15 protein-coding genes and 2 pseudogenes are annotated in these 14,315 nt (G+C 54.5%); 6 read left to right on the top strand and 11 right to left on the bottom strand.

Going from position 1 to position 14,315, the window contains the following annotated elements; translation table 11 throughout:
• The first annotated feature begins 5 nt into the window (after positions 1–5).
• Entirely contained in the window at positions 6–1,226 is a 1,221-nt protein-coding gene (locus P3C52_RS17305) for a glycosyl transferase (RefSeq protein ID WP_275556179.1), read from the top strand.
• Positions 1,227–1,262: 36 nt separating this feature from the next.
• On the opposite strand, the gene dgcQ is transcribed toward P3C52_RS17305, so the two are convergent.
• The 7 genes from dgcQ to P3C52_RS17340 form a co-directional block, all read right to left on the bottom strand.
• Positions 1,263–2,810, bottom strand: a complete 1,548-nt coding sequence (gene dgcQ / locus P3C52_RS17310; RefSeq protein WP_275556192.1) for a cellulose biosynthesis regulator diguanylate cyclase DgcQ — start codon at positions 2,808–2,810, stop codon at positions 1,263–1,265.
• A 293-nt stretch (positions 2,811–3,103) separates the two neighbouring features.
• Entirely contained in the window at positions 3,104–3,295 is a 192-nt protein-coding gene (locus tag P3C52_RS17315; protein ID WP_275556180.1) for a hypothetical protein, read from the bottom strand.
• A 92-nt stretch (positions 3,296–3,387) separates the two neighbouring features.
• On the bottom strand, positions 3,388–4,065 hold the full coding sequence (locus P3C52_RS17320) for a LexA family transcriptional regulator (RefSeq protein WP_275556181.1): 678 nt from the start codon (positions 4,063–4,065) through the stop codon (positions 3,388–3,390).
• 110 nt (positions 4,066–4,175) lie between these two features.
• Entirely contained in the window at positions 4,176–4,355 is a 180-nt protein-coding gene (locus tag P3C52_RS17325) for a DUF2158 domain-containing protein (protein WP_275556182.1), read from the bottom strand.
• 274 nt (positions 4,356–4,629) lie between these two features.
• Positions 4,630–4,761, bottom strand: coding sequence for a hypothetical protein (locus P3C52_RS17330; RefSeq protein WP_275556183.1), 132 nt, complete (start codon positions 4,759–4,761; stop codon positions 4,630–4,632).
• Between the two features lie 39 nt (positions 4,762–4,800).
• The gene (locus tag P3C52_RS17335; RefSeq protein ID WP_275556184.1) at positions 4,801–5,703 is read right to left on the bottom strand and encodes a DUF808 domain-containing protein; all 903 of its coding nucleotides are present in this window, start codon (positions 5,701–5,703) and stop codon (positions 4,801–4,803) included.
• Positions 5,704–5,718: 15 nt separating this feature from the next.
• Positions 5,719–5,988 carry a hypothetical protein gene (locus P3C52_RS17340; RefSeq protein WP_275556185.1) on the bottom strand — a complete coding sequence of 90 codons (270 nt, stop codon included), beginning with the start codon at positions 5,986–5,988 and terminating at the stop codon, positions 5,719–5,721.
• Positions 5,989–6,160: 172 nt separating this feature from the next.
• Between P3C52_RS17340 and yedA the strand changes: the two are divergent.
• Positions 6,161–7,045, top strand: a pseudogene (yedA, locus tag P3C52_RS17345) (drug/metabolite exporter YedA); the annotation flags it as partial.
• Between the two features lie 78 nt (positions 7,046–7,123).
• On the opposite strand, the gene vsr reads toward yedA, so the two are convergent.
• Entirely contained in the window at positions 7,124–7,606 is a 483-nt protein-coding gene (gene vsr, locus P3C52_RS17350) for a DNA mismatch endonuclease Vsr (protein ID WP_275556193.1), read from the bottom strand.
• Positions 7,607–7,783: 177 nt separating this feature from the next.
• Positions 7,784–9,196, bottom strand: coding sequence for a DNA cytosine methyltransferase (locus P3C52_RS17355; RefSeq protein WP_275556186.1), 1,413 nt, complete (start codon positions 9,194–9,196; stop codon positions 7,784–7,786).
• Positions 9,197–9,347: 151 nt separating this feature from the next.
• Between P3C52_RS17355 and P3C52_RS17360 the strand changes: the two genes are divergently transcribed.
• Together P3C52_RS17360 and P3C52_RS17365 are read left to right on the top strand one after the other, a co-directional pair.
• Positions 9,348–10,004 carry an epoxyqueuosine reductase QueH gene (locus tag P3C52_RS17360; protein WP_275556187.1) on the top strand — a complete coding sequence of 219 codons (657 nt, stop codon included), beginning with the start codon at positions 9,348–9,350 and terminating at the stop codon, positions 10,002–10,004.
• Positions 10,005–10,132: 128 nt separating this feature from the next.
• Entirely contained in the window at positions 10,133–11,716 is a 1,584-nt protein-coding gene (locus P3C52_RS17365; protein WP_275556188.1) for a methyl-accepting chemotaxis protein, read from the top strand.
• A gap of 1 nt (position 11,717) precedes the next feature.
• Here the strand turns inward: P3C52_RS17365 and P3C52_RS17370 are convergent, their stop codons facing one another.
• Together P3C52_RS17370 and P3C52_RS17375 are read right to left on the bottom strand one after the other, a co-directional pair.
• On the bottom strand, positions 11,718–11,981 hold the full coding sequence (locus P3C52_RS17370) for a hypothetical protein (protein ID WP_275556189.1): 264 nt from the start codon (positions 11,979–11,981) through the stop codon (positions 11,718–11,720).
• 69 nt (positions 11,982–12,050) lie between these two features.
• Positions 12,051–12,755 carry a phosphohydrolase gene (locus P3C52_RS17375; RefSeq protein ID WP_275556190.1) on the bottom strand — a complete coding sequence of 235 codons (705 nt, stop codon included), beginning with the start codon at positions 12,753–12,755 and terminating at the stop codon, positions 12,051–12,053.
• Positions 12,756–13,386: 631 nt separating this feature from the next.
• Here P3C52_RS17375 and P3C52_RS17380 point away from each other — a divergent pair.
• Complete coding sequence (locus tag P3C52_RS17380; protein WP_275556191.1) at positions 13,387–14,049, top strand: hypothetical protein; 663 nt, start codon at positions 13,387–13,389, stop codon at positions 14,047–14,049.
• A 108-nt stretch (positions 14,050–14,157) separates the two neighbouring features.
• Positions 14,158–14,315, top strand: a pseudogene (locus tag P3C52_RS17385) (DgsA anti-repressor MtfA); the annotation flags it as partial.

The following is a 14,315-nucleotide window of genomic DNA, read 5'->3' on the forward strand; positions in this document are numbered from 1 at the left end:
CAGATATGAGTGATTTTTTCCAGAACGGCGTTATCACCAATTTCCATAATCTGACCGGGCGTCCGACGGAGGCGCTGGAAAAAGAGATGGTTCAGTTTGCGCGTAAACGCAAAATGGGCTTGATTCTGCCTTCGCTGTTTTCTGAGCTGGAAGGGCCAGCTCTGAACCATATTGTCGATGAGCTGGCAAAAGTGCCCTATCTGGAGGAGATCGTCATCGGCCTCGATCGCGCCGATCGCGATCAGTTTCTGTTCGCCCGCGAGTTTTTTTCACGCCTGCCCCAGCGCCATCGCATTCTGTGGAACGATGGCCCGCGTCTGAAAGCGCTGGACGCCGAGCTGGATAAAGAGGGCCTGTCGCCTACCGAGCCGGGTAAAGGGCGCAATGTCTGGTTCTGCACCGGTTATACGCTGGCCTCCGATCGCAGCACCTGTGTCGCGCTGCACGACTGCGATATTGTCACCTATGAACGCGGTATGCTGGCGCGCCTGCTCTATCCGCTGGCCAATCCCTCATTTCAGTATGAGTTCTGTAAAGGCTTTTATGCGCGCGTAGCGGATAACAAGCTTAACGGACGCGTGGGCCGCCTGCTGGTGGGGCCACTGCTGCGATCGCTACAGCAGGTTTATGGGCATTCCGAATACCTTGAGTATCTCAGCAGCTTCCGCTATCCCCTTTCCGGCGAATTCGCGATGCGGACGCACGTGCTGAACAATATTAAAATCCCGGGCGACTGGGGGCTGGAAATCGGCGTACTGTCGGAGATCTATCGTAATTACACCACGCGCCAGAGCTGCCAGGTGGAGATCGCGCATAATTACGATCACAAACATCAGCCGCTCTCGGAGGAGGACGGCACCGGCGGCCTGCGCCGCATGAGCAACGATATTGTGCAGTCGCTGTTGCGTAAGCTGGCGACAATGGGCGTCAGCCTTACCAGCGATTCGTTCCGGGTGCTGAAGGCCACCTACTATCGTAATGCGCTGGATATGATGGAAATTTACAGCCATGAGGCCACCATGAACGGTCTGCGCTTCGATCAGCACAGCGAAGAGGCGGCGGTTGAGATGTTTACCCAGGCGATCCTCGACGCAGGCCAGGCCTTTATGGAACGGCCTAACGATAAGCCGTTTATTCCCAGCTGGAGCCGCGTGCAGTCTGCCTTCCCGGATATTTTGCAACGTATCTACCAGGCGGTGGAAGAAGATAACGAAGGCCACGTTTAACCCTGACGGCAGGCGCGGTTTACCGCCCTGCCCGATTTAATCCTGCCAGCAGACCTGGTTACGTCCGTTCTGCTTGGCCAGATAGAGCCTGCGGTCAGCGATGGTTTGCAGGTGTTCTATCTGATAACAGCCCTGCTCTTCGCTGCTGGCCAGGCCCAGCGAGGCACTGAGCAGAATCTGTTGCTCAGCGCTAATTGCCAACGCTTCCGCCGCCAGTTGGTGCCGAATACGTTCCGCCACCTGCACCGCCTCTTCCAGCCGCGTTTCCGGCAGCAGCAGGCAAAACTCCTCGCCGCCGATGCGCCCGCAAAGATCGCTTTCGCGCAGTTGTCGCTTAATCAATCCGGCAACGTGCGCCAGCGCCAGATCGCCAGCATGGTGTCCCCAGGTATCGTTAACGCCTTTAAAATAATCGACATCCAGCCGAATCAGCGTCACAGGATGCTGATAGCGGCGGCAGAGGACAATCAGCGCACGCGCCCGCTCAAAAAACGCGCCACGGTTAAGTAATTGCGTCAGCGGATCGTAGTTTGCCCGCTGATAGAGCGAGCGCTGCAGCGTTAACAGGCGATCAATTAAACGATAGATAGTCAGCCAGGCGAGCAGCAGCAGCAGTGTAAACACCAGCCAGGTCAGCAGCAGAATAATCGCAACGCGCCCCGTTTCACCCTGTAGTCCCTCTTTCAGGGTTTGAATGCTGAGCATCACGCCATCAAAGTCGTTCATTCGCGTCCAGCTAATGAAGCGGCTGCCGACGCGCAGCTGTCCAATCGGTTTTTCCTTAATCAGCGTTTTTAGCTGGCGCATCTCATCCGCGCTCAGGCTGCTGTTCTCCTGTCGCGACGAATTGGTGGACACCGCCAGCGTATGCATGGCGTGATCGAGCAGCATAATACTGCCCTGATGCGGCATCGCCTGTTGCAGATGGGCGTGAATACGATCGCTGGTAAAATCCATCGCCAGTACGCCATACCAGTAGCCTTCGCTATCGACCGGCACGCTGACGGTCACCATCGAACCTTCATTCAGAATGCCGTCATAAGTGGCCGTCCAGCGCAGCCGTCGATGCGGATTAGCTTCTGGCGCCATATGGGTAAAATAACCGCGCTGCAGCAGGGTACGATAGCTATCCAGCGTCTGTTGTTTATTGGCGGGAGGCAGCGAACTGACAAAATAACCAGCGCGTGAGATATACCAGAGCCGTTGTTCGAAATCCTTTTGCGGCTCGTTAAACTGCAAAATAAAGCTGAACTCCAGCGCGGCGCGGATCTCTTTCTGCATGCGCGGCCAGTTGCTGCGGTCGAGCGGCGGATGCGCCTGCACCCAGGCATCCGATACGCCGCTGAGCGGCATATTGCGCTGGGTATTGGCATTCAGGCTCCAGGCAGGCTGCTGACGCAGCTGGTTGAACAGTTGAATAGCATTACGGCTGTTATCCGAATCAAGCGGATTCGCCAGCGCATACTGCAGCATATTGCGATAGAACAGCAGGCTATCGAGGCTGTACTGAAACTGTCGCTCAAGTCCGACGACCGCAGCAGAGAGGTCCAGTTGCCGATCGGTTTCATAGGTTTCTTTAAGGATTAGCGCCTCACGCTAGGTCAAAACGGTAGAAAAAAGCAGCACGGCAATAAAGCAGAGATGAACAATAGTGTGCGGATGCCGTTCCGATCTCAGGCGGCGAAGCAACGGATTAATGATCACGCCTGAACTCCCGATGTAAAACGTCTCTTAGCAGTGTAGCCAGAAAAACTGCCGTCGCGGCAGACCAGAGGCTGGCCTGACAGACGACGCGATTACTTTTTTGGCCGTTTCGGTGGACTGGTTTCCAGGTGACGCAGTTTCTTCCAGGCCTGACGCACGCCTCGCTTCGCCAGCTAGCTGGCATAACGCTCAAAAATGGCGGTACGCCGCCGCTGTTCAATACGATTATCATGCCAGATTGCGATTCCGCGCAGTACGGTAAAAGCTACGCCAAGCAGGTAGCCCCACTCCTGTAACGTCAGTTGAGTAATACAACCTTTTACCACACCCAACACCAGCAATACGCTGTTCATTATCATATCCATCTCTCTTCTCCTGAGATAAAAGGATAGAATGATAATGAACTAAAAGTACATTGATAACAAGCACAATTAGTTCACATTGTTAACGGAATCGCTTAAGCTAAATTTTCCCATTTTGCCTCGACAACCACGCCGATAATACGACAGTCATCGTGAATTTCCTGCATTTTATATTCAGGATTCAAGGGCTTAAGGTATTTGCGTCCGCCATCTTCGATATAGCGCTTAAAGGTCGCTTCGTTGGCATCTACCAGGCGAGCAACCACCAGTTTCCCTGACGTAGCGGGAAGGTCAGGATCGACTAAAATCATCATCCCTTCCGGAATGCTCAGGCCAACCGGCGAGGTCATGGAATCCCCTTTCACTTCCAGCCAGAAGCTGTTTTCACTGACGTGGCGCGTGGTCGCGGGCCAGCGATCGATTTCCGCACGCGACCAGGGTTCGACCGCTTCGCTCCAGAGACCGGCGCTGACCCAGCTGATCAGCGGGTAGCTGTTCCAGGCGGGCGCCTGCGCGACCATACGCACGTTATTATCCAGCGCCGTGCTGCCAAGCTGAAGCCATTCCCGACTGACATCGAGATAGTCGGCCAGCGCCTGAATTTTACCGTCGCGCGGCAGCGCTTCGCCATTAAGCCATTTGCTTACGGCGCGCGGCGTTACCGAAAGCGCCCGTGCGAGAGCCACGCCGCGCCCGTGCGCTTCCAGCCCTTTACGATTGCAGGCTTCAATAAGCCGTGCGGAGAAAGCGTGACGAAGAGTTTCTTCTGACATGGTTCACCTGGTTCACTTTTAGCGCAATATTACGCCTAAATGGAAAAATAATGAACCAAATGTACAAAATCCCGATCCGCCAGTCAATACTGACGGATCGAATAAGGGGATTAGCTGGCGAGCTGGCGAGCGATCTGCGTGGGCATAATTTCATCTTCGCGAAAGGCTTCGCGTCGTACGCTGTAACCGTCGTACCAACGACATTCCACCATACCGCTGGCAATGCCGGTGACAATCATCGTTTGACCATCCTCTTTATGCTTCACTTCATCACTGACGCTGATAAACATAATGCGGCCTCCATAGTTAGGTGAAAAAGCACCCATTATGTATAGCAGGCACGTTCAGAAATTTCCTGCAAGCCAGTGAGAAAATCAGCGTCAGCCGCTGGCAACCAGTGAAAAATAAGGAAAATAAACAAAGCGCGTAAAAGTTAAATCAGCGTTTGAGGGGAAACAGGCGTAAAAAAACGGACGCGGCGTCCGTTGGATAATGATGACAGAAGCGGCTGAATAGCGCGACGGAAGCCGTTCCGCCGCGCGTCATCCAGCAGAATGCTGACGATTAGATTTTGCAGCCTTCGCAATCTGCTTCATCATTCAGCTCAGCAGGAACCTCGCTGGCTTTCTTCTCAGCGTTGGCCTGCGCCTCTTCCAGCTGTGCATCAATGTCAAATTCAAACATATCGTCGTTCATGGCATGCTCCCGTTAGCTAATTTCGCCGCCCTTTATACCTTAAGCGCGCAGCTTCGCAATCAGATTTACCGCCAACAGCACGATCGACCCAATGATAAAGCCGATAACCAGGTTGGCCCCGTTTTCCAGCAGCGTCGCAATAACGCCATGAAAACCTTTACTGTAATGGGTAATGGCGTGATGCAGCAGCGGAATGCCGTGTACCACGATACCGCCGCCCACTAAAAACATCGCCAGCGTGCCGACCACCGACAATATTTTCATCAGCCAGGGCGCCATCACCAGCAGCATTTTGCCGAGGCCACGGGCGATTGCCGATGACTTTTCATTCAGCCAGTAACCGAGGTCGTCCAGCTTAACGATAGCGGCAACGATACCATACACGCCGATGGTCACCAGAATCGCGATGCCCGCCAGGATCAATACCTGGTTTAACAACGGCGCTTCAGAAACAATCCCCAAGGTGATGGCGACAATTTCCGCTGACAGAATAAAATCAGTACGCACCGCGCCTTTGATTTTCTTTTTTTCGTAGCCGACCGGATCCTGCTCCACCAGCTTTTTCAGCCGCGCCTGACGCGCCTGCGGCGTTTCCGCATTCTTATCATGATGCAGGCTGTGCATCACCTTCTCCACCCCTTCATAGCAGAGGTAGGCGCCGCCGATCATTAACAGCGGCGTAATCGCCCAGGGCGCAAAAGCACTGATAACCAGCGCCAGCGGCACCAGAATCAGTTTATTAAGAAACGAGCCTTTGGCGACGCCCCATACCACCGGCAGTTCGCGGTTCGCCTTTACGCCGCTCACCTGCTGCGCGTTCAGCGATAAATCATCGCCCAGCACGCCAGCCGTTTTCTTTGCCGCCACTTTTCCCATTACTGAAATGTCATCCAGTAAAGTGGCAATATCATCAAGCAGTGTCAGTAAGCTACTTCCAGCCAAGTTAGATTCCTTTTTTTACAGTTCATCATGCTGACAACAGGGGCAAACCTGTATCTCGCTGACCGTCATATCTGCAATGCCCTCACAGTCCCACTCAACACGAACCGGCCCGTCGCCGACGTGATGATGCAAATACTTACTGACCGAACTTTCCGTCATGCCGGTGATCTCTTCCGTCGCCACCAGGGTTTCTCCCACGTAAACCCGCGCCGTTGCCCGCGTATTAACCATGCGCTCGCCCTGGAGCTGGTAAAGTCGCCGTACCGTAAGCTTTATGCTGGACATGCTGTCCTCCTGGACCGATGAGGCTAAAACAGCGATCTAACCAATTATGGCCTGAATTAGCAAACTTTGCGCCAGCTCACGTTACAGGCTGATAACGATTTACTAAAAAAGCAGGTAATTTTGTGGGCTTCATGGCAGATTAAACGCCTTCTGTTACAACCGGATGGAAAAAATGTCCCGCTCCGCCGCTTCGCCGCTGCCCTTAATTCTTGCCCTGTTTGTGCTGTATATCGTTTGGGGATCTACCTATTTTGCGATTCGTCTTGGTGTCGAAAGCTGGCCGCCGCTGATGATGGCTGGCCTGCGCTTTCTACTCGCGGGTTTAATTCTGTTTGCCGTGCTGATCTGGCGCGGCCAGCCGCTGCCTGGGCGTCGGGCGGTGATTAACGCCTGTCTGATTGGCATTTTGCTGTTGGCTATCGGTAACGGGCTGGTGACGCTTGCCGAACATCAGCAGGTGCCCTCCGGCCTGGCGGCGGTGATGGTGGCGACGGTACCGCTGTTTGCCATGTGTTTCAGCCGTCTGTTTGGCATTCGCACCCGTAAAATCGAATGGCTGGGTATTCTGGTCGGGCTGTGCGGCATCGTGCTGCTAAACAGCGGCGGCCACCTGGCGGGCAATCCGCTGGGGGCCGTTCTGGTGCTGATTGCCGCGCTGAGCTGGGCATTTGGTTCGGTGTTAGGATCGCGCATTACCCTGCCGCAGGGCGCGATGGCGGGCGCAGTTGAAATGCTGGTGGCGGGCGTCGTGCTGCTGCTGGCCAGCCTGTTTAGCGGAGAGCGGCTGACCGCCATACCTGATTTACAGGGCTTTTTAGCGCTGGGCTATTTAATGCTGTTCGGATCGATTATTGCGATTAACGCCTATATGTATCTTATCCGCAACGTTACGCCTGCGGTCGCCACCAGCTACGCCTATGTCAATCCGGTGGTGGCGGTGCTGCTCGGCACCTCTTTCGGCGGCGAGTCGCTTTCTCCAATAGAATGGCTGGCACTGGCGATTATTATTTTCGCCGTGGTGCTGGTGACGCTGGGCAAAACGCTGTTCCCGGCGCGTGAGGAAAACGTCAGCATTGAGGCTGACGCGCCAAAGCGTAAATATTTCGCCCCGCCTGCTAACGGGCGGGAAGCCGTTTCAGGCGGTTGGCAGCGTAAGCGGATGGATGCCCTGATGATCGATCGCCGCGTTGCTGTCGCTGGCAAGGATCCACTCCTCAAGACGCGAGATAACCGCTTCATCATCCAGCTTAAGTTTTCCGCGCAGCGCGCACTCCCAAACCACCAGCACCTTCCACTGTTGCTGTGTGAGTTGCTGGATATGGCGGCAGTCACGCTCTACGTTGCTGCCGATTTTTCCCATCCAGAACGCGGTGCGGGTCGCCGGTACTTTAAACAGGTAGCAGTCATGGTGATGCCAGAAACAGCCATGCACGAAAATAATCGCCCGCTGCTCGTCCAGCACAAAGTCGGGCCTGCCCGCCAGATTTTTATCCTGTACCCGAAAGTGAAAACCGCGATCCGTCAGCAGGTTGCCCAGTCGCTGTTCAATGGCAGTATCACGCGTGCGAATTGCGCGCATATTCTTGCTACGCACAGCGGCAGAATGCACATCAGCCATATTTTTTCTCCTTGTGACCTGTTAACAGTGTAAGTGCCGATGGTGAAAACCGGCAAACTGCAGGCGAACAGTGGAGTAGCGCGCTGGCTAAATGCAATAAAAGTTGCCGTCCAGGTAAACAGGCCGCAGGCGCGACGCGTAAGCGGCGTTAAGGCGAAAAGCGCGCTTCCGCCCTCATCAGCGTTTCTTCACCGCCTCGGCAATCCACGGCTCAAGCAGCTTCGCCACCGCCGCGAATACCGGCACGATGACCGAGTTGCCAAACTGACGATAGGCCTGGGTATCGGACACCGGAATACGAAATTTTTTCCCTTCCGGCGTTTCAAAGCCCATCAGACGCGCGCATTCACGCGGCGTCAGGCGGCGCGGACGGCGCAACTGGTTTTCCGGGTGATCGAAATCCGCCTCGCCCAGCGCGCGATCCCAGCCGCGATCGATCAGGATTTCCGAACCGTCTTTGTAGTAGCGCGCCGAAAGTGTCCGCACCACGCCCCGCGTGCTGGCGGGATCGAATAGCCCGTAACCGAAGCCGTTGCCCTTCGCCTGATGTTTGCGCGCATAGTTATAGAGATACTTCCACAGCGTCGGCGTCAGGATATATTTTTCATCCACCTGCGGCTCCAGCAATTCCGCCAGCGTGCGGCGCTGCTGCGGCCAGAAGCGGGATATATCACGCAGCGTAAAGCCCGGCTTAAGCCCCAGCTCGCGGCGAAAACCGACCAGCACAATACGTTCGCGGTGCTGCGGCAGAAAATGCTGACCATCGATAATCTTTGGATCGGCGCCCGACGGTGCATCGGCATCAGCAACCTCATAGCCCAGCTCATCCAGCGTCTGCATGATAATGCGGAAGGTATTGCCCTTATCGTGGCTTTTCAGGTTCTTCACATTTTCCAGCACGAAAATCGCCGGTTTTTTGGCGGCGATAATGCGCGCGACGTCAAAAAACAGCGTGCCCTGCGCTTCACAGGCGAAACCGTGCGCACGTCCCAGCGCATTTTTCTTAGACACGCCTGCCAGCGAAAATGGCTGACAGGGAAAACCCGCCAGCAGCACATCATGATCGGGGATCTGTGCGTTGATATGTTGCCAGGCGGTCTGCTCGTCTATATCGGCTCGCTGGCTGAGCGTGACGTCACGAATATCCTGATTGAAGCGATGCTGTTTTTCATCGCAATACCAGTTGGCTTTGTAGGTACGTACCGCGTGTTTATTCCACTCGCTGGTAAAAACGCACTGGCCGCCGATCGCTTCAAAACCGCTGCGAATGCCGCCGATACCGGCAAAAAGATCGATAAAGCGAAACGCATAGTTGGGATGATGCGCGGGCGGCGCAGGGAGCATCTGGCGCAGCAGCGCCGTTTCTGCGGCCGTTAGCGCGCGCTGGCTGCCCTTGCCCGTGAGCCAGCGGCTGAGCGATTCACGCGTCCATTCATGCTGGTTGAGCTGCCGCAAACAGGCCGCCACGGTTTTTCGATCGTAAACGGCCAGCACCTGCTCCAGCAGCTGGCTATCCTCCACCCGCTTCTGCTGTTCATCGGCCTGCGCCTGCTGAGCCAGCTGAAGCACCACTTCGTCAAATTCGCTCATAACTATGCTGTTTTGGGAAAAGTGGCGCAAGTGTATCACCTGTTTGACCCAGCGCTCTATGGATTAGCGCGCTGGATTTCTCCTCTGAGCGGGATGACAAGCCAGCGCGCGCCGCCTACACTGACCGTTTTTAACTTTCAGGAGAGCGACCATGAGCGAAACTGAACGTCCCAGGCTACAGCTGCCTGACGGCGCCGATAAGCTTCTGCTGCATTCCTGCTGCGCCCCCTGCTCCGGTGAAGTGATGGAAGCGCTGCACGCTTCCGGCATCGATTACACTATTTTCTTTTACAACCCGAATATTCATCCGCAAAAAGAGTATCTGCTGCGCAAAGAGGAGAATATCCGCTTTGCGGAGAAGCATAACGTTCCTTTTATTGATGCGGATTACGACACCGATAACTGGTTCGAACGCGCCAAAGGTATGGAATGGGAGCCGGAGCGCGGCGTGCGCTGTACCATGTGCTTCGATATGCGTTTTGAGCGCACCGCGCTCTATGCCTGGGAGCATGGCTTTCAGGTGATTTCCAGTTCGCTGGGCATTTCCCGCTGGAAAAATATGCAGCAAATCAATGACTGCGGCCAGCGCGCGGCGGCGCCTTATCCGGGAATGCGCTACTGGGACTACAACTGGCGAAAAAAAGGCGGTTCCGCACGTATGATCGAAATCAGCAAACGCGAACGCTTTTATCAGCAGGAATATTGCGGTTGCGTCTACTCCCTGCGCGACAGCAATTTACACCGTAAATCCCAGGGCCGTCCGTTAATCAAGCTGGGCGTTTTATACTACGGTGACGAGGAGAGCTAACGCCGCCGACTTCTCCTGAGATTTGTCTTAATACCGCGAAAACTACCGAAACCGCATCAGGCGCGGCGACTGTCACAAAATTGACATCAGTCGCGCCAATAATCCTTTTTATTTTTACGGAAAGGATTATGTCGTTACTTTCAGTGCTTCCGCTGCGCCTGAGGCGCCCTCGCCTTCATCTGCCCGCCTTTTTATTTAGTCTGAGCGGCGCTTTCTGGTTATTTCTGGTTTTATTTTGCCTGCTGCAATGCGCCAGCGTATGGATGCTTACGCTTTCGGTCAGCCATACGTACGGCACGGTCGCCGCCTCGCAACAGCTGCATGAACGTCAAGCGCGACTGGAAAACGCACGCGTTGCGCTGCTGACCGCCAGCGATAACAGCCATCGCGCCGGGATCTGGTTTATGCAGGATAAAGAAACCGGTTCGGTTGATAGCTGGCAGCCGCTGGCGGCCAGCGCCGCCGAGGCGCTGAAACAGGCGCAGACCGCCTTCTCCCGCTACGGCGCGCCTGCCGACGATCCGCTGGCGCAAAGTTTTACCCAGCTGGCGGAAGGCTTACAGGAGCAGCTAAAAAGCCTGCACGATAACCGCATCGACGGATTCTTTATGGTGCCGATGGAAGCTTTTCAGCAGCAGTTTAACGATGCCTGGCGCAGCGCGCGGATGCAGGCTGACCGGCAGGCGGACGCCACCAGTCAGGCGACGCTGCACTCCTTAACCGAAAGCCGCAATCTGCTGTTAGGCTTTTCTTTATTGCTGCTGTTGATGCTGATGGTCGCCGGACGGCTGCTGCTGCGCGGCGTATTACAGCCGCTGAAACAGGCGGCGGTTGAGCTAAAACATATCGCAACGGGCAATCTGACTCAGCCGCTCTCTCAGGTCGGTCGCCACTCTCAGGAAATGCAGCGACTGTGGCAGGCGATGCGGCAAATGCAGCAGGGCCTGCAGCATATTGTCAGCGAAATTAACGCCATTGCCGACGCGGTTATGCAGAGCGCCGAGGGCATTGTCCGGCACAGCGATACACTCAATTTGAGTAATCAGGAGCAGACCAGCGCCTTCATCCAGATTTCAGCCCGGCTGTCGCGCATGGCCGAGGAAGTGGAAAGCAGCAGCCGCTTTACCCAGCATGCAACGCGCCAGGTTCAGCAAACCGATGCGCTGACGCAGCGCTGCGGCGCCATGGTCAGCCAGGTGGATACGCATATGCGCGATATTGTGCTGGCGTCGGGCGAAATTGCGGGCATTGTCAGCCTGCTGGAAGGCTTATCGCTACAGACGCGTATGCTGGCGCTGAATGCAGCCATTGAATCGGCGCACGCTGGCGCTTACGGGCGCGGGTTTTCTATTGTGGCTAAAGAAATTGGGCTGCTGTCGAATCAAAGCAGTCACTCCACGCGCGAGATCGATCGTCGTATTCAGCATACGCATCAACATATTGCTACCGGTTCAGAACGCGTACAGGCGCTGGAGGCACTGTATGATGAAATCCGTAAAGAGGTTTCCGGCGTGGTGGTATTGCTGGCGGAGCTGGAACAGAACGCGACGGCGCAAAGCCAGCGGGTAAGTAAGCTGGCGGCGGAAATTTCACGGATGGCGCAGCAGGTAGGAGATAATGAAGCGCTGTCTCAGCAGAGCGCCAGCGCCTCACAAATTCTTATTCAACAGGCGCAGCGCCTTTCACACAGCGTGCGCCAGTTTAGCCTGTAGATTATTTTTTCTTTTTACTTTTCTTCAGCAGCGAACGAATTTGCTTCAGTTCGCTGCTGGTCAGCTGCGGCGCTTCCTCTTCCTGGCTTTCTGTTTCCTGGGTATCCTGGCTGTCGATGGCGGGCTGCGACTGGGCAAACAGGCTGGCCTGCAGGCGCTGGCTTACTTCCTGGCTCAGCGAGAGCTGGTTTTCCAGCGCCAGCGTTTTTAAGGTTTCCTTTAAATTAGGATCAATTTTAATCGTTAAGCTAACCGTGTCAGTCATACCGTTCCTCCTGATTGTTTGGCTCAACGTAGCGGAAAGGAACGAGTTTTAACATACTGTCACAAAAATTTAATATTCACCCAATGCAGGCGTGAAATCACGCAGTACTGATTCATCCAGCGAGACGAGATCGCCCTGCAGCTCGGCACAGAGCTTTGCCATATAGGTCACCAAAAAAGCGACGTTATGACGAGCCAGCCGTTTCCCTTCAGCGGTCTGCATGGTATCGGGCAGGCGCAGCAGTTTTTTCTGAAAATGATCCAGCGTCCAGCTGGTGTCATCAAGCTGCCGATCGCGGCCCAACGGATCTTCGCTGTCAAATAGTGCCCTGCCCAGCGCGCCGGAAGTATAAAACACCCGCGCCAGCCCAATCGCACCGAGCGATTCCAGCCGATCCGCATCCTGTACGATGCGTGCTTCCAGCGTTTCCGGCTTAATGCCTGCGCTAAAGCTGTGCGCCTGAACCGCATGCGCGACGGCATCATGCAGTCCCAGTGGAAAATCAGGAAACTCCTCGCTTAAAATTCGCCGCGTTTCTACCGCTGCCTTGCTGGACGCAAGATGCCGCTGCGGATGGTTTTTTGGCAAGTTCACTACATCATGGAAATAGCAGGCGGTCATCACCACCAGCGGATCGGCCTCGGTGCCCTGCATAATGCGCTGCGCACTTTGCCAGACGCGTCGCAGATGCGCGATGTCATGCGCCTTATCATCTTGTGGCCAGGTGGCATGTAGCCAGTTTTCGAAACGGGATTGCCAGAGAGTCAGGGACATCGTCTTCTCCTTTTTATTATTAGCACGCTTAAATGGCAGGGCCGTGTGCGGGACAGGAGTCATCGCTCCTTCTGCGGATATACCGTCGTTATATGACAGCCGGATGATGTGCATCACCGCTGCAATTTATGAAAGCACTTTTTTAAAAGTGGGATCTCTATCAAGTTATAGCGCCTGCAAACAAAACTACAACACAAATGCAACAGGCAGTTTCTCTCTTTTCATCCAGATAAATCTCTAAATATCATAAATATTAATGAATGACCGATAAATCAGACAACAAGCGTACTGCAAGTCCGACCAGCTTATGCCATATTGAAGCGGTTATGCCTTAAGTCAAACTTATTAACTAAAAACGCGTCTGAAGACTTTACGGGGTCTTAACACCCTGTAAAAATATACAATAAATCAATGAGACACGAATATCATTTTCCATAATCGGTAATGCTTTTTGATGAGAAATGGCACCACGGGCGTTTCAGGAAACAGACGCCCGTTTCATAAGATGTTCTCATCAATAATTGTGCAAATGATTGCCCCTTTTATCATGAGTAATGTTAGGATTTATCTTATTGCCTGTTTGATACAGTCATTACCGGGTACTTAAGAAAAGAAGAAGAACGAGGTAGATATGAAAGAAAAGCCAATACTGTTCTCTGAACAACGTGTGCGCGCCCTGTTGGCTGGTCAGCAAACCCAAACCCGGCGAATTATGAAGTCTCAGCCCTTTGGCCCAGGACAGGATAATCATGAAGGTTGTTATGCCGTTGATGTAACGAGTAATTATTTACACGGCAAAAAAATGATGAGCATGACCAGCCTGAATTACCAGTGCCCTTACGGGCAGCCAGGTGACCGGCTGTGGGTTCGCGAAACCTGGCGCGGCCCGATCGTGCCGGCGGCCGAACTGGAAGCCTATGAACGTTCGCCGGGCAGCTTTCGCCAGGCAAAATATTGCCAATACCGCGCCGACAGCCGCGAGCTGGGTCAGCTGCATGATGAAGAGAGCGAAACCTTTGGCTGGCAGACCGGCATTCATATGCCGCGCTGGGCCAGCCGAATCGATCTGCTGATTACCGGCGTACGGGCGGAACGTATCCAGGCGATCAGCGATGACGACGTGATGGCGGAAGGCGTGCAAACCGATTCACACTTTCTGAATCACTTCTTTACCATGAACAGCGAGTCCATCGCGCCGAAAGAAGCCTATCGCAAGGCCTGGGAAAAACAGTATGGCGGCACCAGCTGGGAGGTAAATCCCTGGGTGTGGGTGATTGAATTTCGCCGTGTCTGATCAATCAGGCTGTGACGGTGCGCCGCTTTAACGCGTTCAACGGTTGCGAGAATTTTCAGGCTGCGGCATGGTACGCCGTTAATAAAGTTTCGCTGAATGAGTATTGCGATGATCAAATGGCCCTGGAAAGAAAAGGTTTCTTCTGCTCCGCTTCCCTGGGAACAGGCGCTGGCAGTGCCGATCTTTGCTTCACTGCAACCCGACGAAGAGCAGGCGCTGGTGCAGCAGGCACAACGCTTTTTACACCAGAAACGGCTGGTGCCGCT

This window comes from Mixta sp. Marseille-Q2659 (assembly GCF_940807255.1).
Classification (GTDB): Bacteria; Pseudomonadota; Gammaproteobacteria; order Enterobacterales; family Enterobacteriaceae; genus Mixta.

Coding starts and splice junctions, on each gene's coding strand:
- P3C52_RS17365 (WP_275556188.1), top strand. CDS start 10,133: ATGTCGTTACTTTCAGTGCTTCCGCTGCGCCTGAGGCGCCCTCGCCTT.
- P3C52_RS17375 (WP_275556190.1), bottom strand. CDS start 12,755: ATGTCCCTGACTCTCTGGCAATCCCGTTTCGAAAACTGGCTACATGCC.
- P3C52_RS17340 (WP_275556185.1), bottom strand. CDS start 5,988: ATGTCCAGCATAAAGCTTACGGTACGGCGACTTTACCAGCTCCAGGGC.
- vsr (WP_275556193.1), bottom strand. CDS start 7,606: ATGGCTGATGTGCATTCTGCCGCTGTGCGTAGCAAGAATATGCGCGCA.
- P3C52_RS17325 (WP_275556182.1), bottom strand. CDS start 4,355: ATGTTTATCAGCGTCAGTGATGAAGTGAAGCATAAAGAGGATGGTCAA.
- P3C52_RS17315 (WP_275556180.1), bottom strand. CDS start 3,295: ATGGATATGATAATGAACAGCGTATTGCTGGTGTTGGGTGTGGTAAAA.
- P3C52_RS17380 (WP_275556191.1), top strand. CDS start 13,387: ATGAAAGAAAAGCCAATACTGTTCTCTGAACAACGTGTGCGCGCCCTG.
- P3C52_RS17330 (WP_275556183.1), bottom strand. CDS start 4,761: ATGAACGACGATATGTTTGAATTTGACATTGATGCACAGCTGGAAGAG.
- P3C52_RS17370 (WP_275556189.1), bottom strand. CDS start 11,981: ATGACTGACACGGTTAGCTTAACGATTAAAATTGATCCTAATTTAAAG.
- P3C52_RS17355 (WP_275556186.1), bottom strand. CDS start 9,196: ATGAGCGAATTTGACGAAGTGGTGCTTCAGCTGGCTCAGCAGGCGCAG.
- P3C52_RS17305 (WP_275556179.1), top strand. CDS start 6: ATGAGTGATTTTTTCCAGAACGGCGTTATCACCAATTTCCATAATCTG.
- P3C52_RS17320 (WP_275556181.1), bottom strand. CDS start 4,065: ATGTCAGAAGAAACTCTTCGTCACGCTTTCTCCGCACGGCTTATTGAA.
- P3C52_RS17360 (WP_275556187.1), top strand. CDS start 9,348: ATGAGCGAAACTGAACGTCCCAGGCTACAGCTGCCTGACGGCGCCGAT.